This window comes from Candidatus Propionivibrio aalborgensis (genome assembly GCF_900089945.1).
Classification (GTDB): domain Bacteria; phylum Pseudomonadota; class Gammaproteobacteria; order Burkholderiales; family Rhodocyclaceae; genus Propionivibrio; species Propionivibrio aalborgensis.
Genome location: NZ_FLQY01000071.1, coordinates 1 through 4196, shown reverse-complemented (window position 1 = coordinate 4196; position 4196 = coordinate 1). Strand labels below are relative to the sequence as shown.

The following is a 4196-nucleotide window of genomic DNA, read 5'->3' as shown; positions in this document are numbered from 1 at the left end:
ATCGGCCAGAATCGGACCTTCGAGAACCTTCTCCAAAGCAGACAACCGCCCAAACGCTAAGACAAACCAACGCCATTGTTCCGTACTATCATCACGTACGTGGACGCTCTGCTCCAGTGCACCCACAATGAATCAAACAGGTACTTTGAATTTCCATGTTTTTGCGATATTCAGGTATTCAATATGCGGACCGATAGGCGCATTGGATAACTGTTAGGGCTCGCAGCTTCACAAAACTATGTTCGAAAATTTTGATCCAACTGTATTTTCTGATCCTGATTTCAAGGAGGATTCCGTCCGAGAGGTCATCATCGCCCCCATGCTCTCGAAACTTGGCTACCACTCGACAGGAAGGCAGACTGTTGTTCGTAGCAAGAGTTTGGTTCAGCCATTTATCTACGCTGGAACTCGAAGGCATCCCGTAACGATCATCCCCGACTACACGCTAATCTTCGACGGCAAGCCCGTCGCCGTCCTAGACGCAAAGAGCCCAAGTGAACGAATCGATTTGCAGGCACATGTGCAGCAGGCTTATAGCTACGCGATTCACCCGGAGATTCGAACTCATCACTTCGCGCTCTGCAATGGTCGTCGGCTCTCCGTCTACAGCGTTCAGTCGGCAACTCCACTTCTTGACATCGCCTATGAAGAGTTTGAATCGAGATGGAGTGATATCGTTAAACACTTAGCTCCAAAGTTTCTGTTGGAACCTGATCTCAGAAAGCTAGCTCCGGATTTTGGATTCAAAGTCTCGCGACTCGGCTTCGCACCCAATGCGAAGCTGACAATGATGGGCACTCGCTTGAACACGTTTGCTCGCATCAGCGAAAACCTTTTCACTGTGACAGTCAATACCGAGTTCGCCGGCGAAGACCACTGTGTCAGCTTTGACTTTGAGCCGAAGCACCTTCCAAAACTAGTGGCGGGACTTCCTGAACAACTCCGAACCCAGTTTCTGGAGGCGCTCGCGCGCGCGCCGTTCCAAGCCTGTGCTGATCTAGTTGTTGAAGTCGATCTCGACACCCATCTTGGCGAAGAGATAAAGGTCGAGCACGAAACTTTCGTTCCGCTTGTCATTGATCAGGTTCTTGATGCGCGATTCAACCCGTTCCCCCCTGATCCCGGAACGTCGGACGTTCCGCCACACATATTTCGCCTTAGCAAGGTATTCAAGGTGGTGAGCCCAAACGGCACGAGCAAGGCCTAGCTCGGCCATCAATACGGTCGTGCGCAATAAAGCCACCTGCGCCGGCTATGTCAGACGTTAGACCAAACTGGACCCGACATGCCCACGATTTCAGCCCGTCACGGCGACATTTTTGAAGGCGGCATGGACGTTACTGTCCTGCCATGTTCGGGCAAGGGAACCTTCAGTTCTGCCACAAGGCGATGGATTGAGGCCTTCTCGCTGCCTGTTCCCGCCGATTTGCCAACACGCCCCAGGCTCGGACAGATTTCAACTCTTGTTCCGTTTCCTGGCAATCGAGAGAAGACGAAGTTTGTTATCTACGCCGCGAGCGTTTTCAACGACGCGACATCAATTGAAGCGATAGAGTCAATCGCGCGCGCCTTAGGTGAGATTACGGTTGCCAATCAAGACGTTCGATTGATTGAGGCGCCACTACTTGGCACTGGAGCAGGACGTTTGTCTGCTACAGAAGCTATCAAGGCTCTCGACGCGGGATTTCGGTCTTCTGCTGCTGGCGACGGGGAATTGCTTGTCTTCGCCTTTGCGGAGACATTCAAGATAATGTCCGAGGTGCTCGGACCAACGGCGCCCTTAGTGTGGCGGGAAGGAGAGGTAACCAACGTGACCCTTGCAAAGCCAAAGCAGAACCTCGCTCTGCCATATGCTGTGCAGAAGCGAGTGGACTCAATGTTCGCCGGCTCTACCGGGATGTCCGGTCCAGAGATAATCGAATTCTTTGCCCACCTAGATCCAAACATAGAGCAGTACTCATGGTCCGGCGGCATGCCGAGCCGAAAACAGATTCTTCAAGATTGCCTCGCGCGCTTCTCGAAGGAGCAGCAGTTAGAGATACTTTCCGACATGCTTCGACCTGAGCACTACAAGAAATACACCGCTCCCGTGCAGCAGGATCAGGACTTCCTATTGAGTTGGATCAGCTCGCAAAAGAGCGGGGAACCCATGCGCGTGCCACAGACAGCCAACAGTTCACTAACTGGACAAGCACCGCAGCAGTCGAGTCAAACTTGGGACGTTTTTGTTTCACATGCTTCGGAAGACAAAGATTCTTTTGCACGTCCACTGGCCGACGCGCTTCGCGCGCGGGGATTGAAGGTTTGGTTTGACGCCTTTGCCTTGACGGTTGGTGACAGTCTGCGACGTTCTATTGATCGCGGCTTGGCTCAATCGCGCTTTGGCATCGTGATCTTGAGCGAGGCCTTCTTTCAAAAACATTGGCCGCAACTTGAACTGGACGGACTTGTCGCGCGGGAGGCTGGTGGGCACAAAGTCATCCTGCCGGTATGGCACGGCGTAGACGAACAACTCGTCCGGTCACACTCCCCAATACTCGCGGACAGGGTTGCCGTTTCATCAGTTCACGGCTTGGAGCACGTTGTTGTGCAACTAATGCAGGCTGTCAGCGTGCCACCACGTGGCACGGTGGCCTAACGCCTTGTATATGGACTCCCCCGAAAAGCAAGGAAACTGATCGATAGTTGTGGCGGATAGGAAGCGCATGCTGTCGTATATCCGGCATCGATAGTGGACTCTCTTTGGTCCGTGCCGACATGGAATCTGCTCACGGCGCGCCAATCGCTACAAACGGCAGACGTACAGTTGCCGGCAGGGTTATCGGCGTCAATCCGTGCGGGTGCGACCCTGTTTGCCATGAATGGGCGATCAGTCTCGTTGCAGACGCGGGGTGGGAAACATCAGATCAATTCCTTTCGTCATTCAAACGGCGATAGCAAACGCTGTGCGTTCGAGCTTCTTGTTTGGCCGGACGACCGGTTCGCCATAGGATGTGGCATCGCGCAGCGTGGCATAGCAGATCCGCGCCAGCTTGTTGGCCAGCGCGCACGCGGCCTTGTTGTGATTGGTTCGTCCCTGAACTTTCAGCGCCCAGGCTCTTAATCCGTCCAGCCTTCGCCCGGCTTGCTGGGCAAGGCTGGCCATACGGAGTACCGAGCGTGCGCCGTGGGTAAGCAACATCCGTAGATAGCGGTCACCCTTCTTGGAAATCCGCCCCAATTTGCGGCTACTGCCCGAGGAGTATTCCTTTGGGGTCAGGCCGAACCAACTGGCAAAGTGCCGAGCATCCTTGAAGTGCGAGACATTGCCACTGGTGGCCGCCACCATCGCCGTGGCCGTAAGCAAGCCAACACCGGGTATCGAGAGCAGCGTGGTACAGGCCGGGCTTTGCTTGGCTAGTGCCGTGAGTTCCTTTTCCAATTGTGCAATACGCAGTTCGAGCAGTCGGATTTCTTCGATGAGCAGTTTCATCGAACTCCGGATGAGTAGCGGGATTGGACTCTCCGGATCGACCAGAGCACGGCTCATGGCTTCAACGCCGGTGCGCGCACCGGTCGGCACCGCCAGGCCGAATTCCCGGCAGAAGCCGCGCATGGCATTGATGCGCGCGGTGCGGGTACTCATCCATAGCGAGCGAATGCGATGCAATCCCTGCAAGGCTTGTTGTTCGACTGACTTGATGCGTACCGGGACGATGTCGCTACAGCGTGCGGCTTCGAGCAGCGCGCAGGCATCGGCCGCATCGGTTTTGTTGCGCTTTACATAGGCGCGGATATACGCGGCAGGAAGCAAGCGAACCTCAATGCCTAGTCGATTGAGCCAGCGTGCCCAGTGATGCGCCGAGCCACAGGCTTCCATGACGACCAATCCCACTTCCCGGTTGGCGAACCAGCGCTCGAATTGCGTCCGGGTCAGCCGATGTGATTCAATAGGCATCCAATTGGCATCCGCCACCGCAATCTGGAAGACACTCTTGGCAAGATCAACTGCAACCGTAGTAGCATTCATTTCGGACTCCTTTCCTTGAAGACCAATCCCCGTCCCCACGAGCACCGGTGGCGCTTATTTGGCGCTCGAAAAACGGGGGAGTCCATCCCATCACTCAACTCGGAGCCTTTCAGTATGACGCAAGGCGCGGTTTCGCACGAAAGTTGAAGGTCTGCTTTTCCAAAGATCGACCGACTGCTTAGGGCAC

The 4196-nt window shown here is 54.9% G+C and carries 3 protein-coding genes; 2 read left to right on the top strand and 1 reads right to left on the bottom strand.

What is annotated here, in order from left to right:
- Nucleotides 1–238 precede the first annotated feature (238 nt).
- Complete coding sequence (locus tag PROAA_RS04765; protein WP_186410243.1) at nt 239–1207, top strand: type I restriction enzyme HsdR N-terminal domain-containing protein; 969 nt, start codon at nt 239–241, stop codon at nt 1205–1207.
- 78 nt (nt 1208–1285) lie between these two features.
- Nucleotides 1286–2638, top strand: coding sequence for a toll/interleukin-1 receptor domain-containing protein (locus PROAA_RS04760; protein WP_186410242.1), 1353 nt, complete (start codon nt 1286–1288; stop codon nt 2636–2638).
- 285 nt (nt 2639–2923) lie between these two features.
- On the opposite strand, the gene PROAA_RS04755 is transcribed toward PROAA_RS04760, so the two are convergent.
- Nucleotides 2924–4009, bottom strand: coding sequence for an IS110 family RNA-guided transposase (locus PROAA_RS04755; protein WP_186410241.1), 1086 nt, complete (start codon nt 4007–4009; stop codon nt 2924–2926).
- Between the last annotated feature and the right edge of the window lie 187 nt (nt 4010–4196).

Coding starts and splice junctions, on each gene's coding strand:
- PROAA_RS04765 (WP_186410243.1), top strand. CDS start 239: ATGTTCGAAAATTTTGATCCAACTGTATTTTCTGATCCTGATTTCAAG.
- PROAA_RS04760 (WP_186410242.1), top strand. CDS start 1,286: ATGCCCACGATTTCAGCCCGTCACGGCGACATTTTTGAAGGCGGCATG.
- PROAA_RS04755 (WP_186410241.1), bottom strand. CDS start 4,009: ATGAATGCTACTACGGTTGCAGTTGATCTTGCCAAGAGTGTCTTCCAG.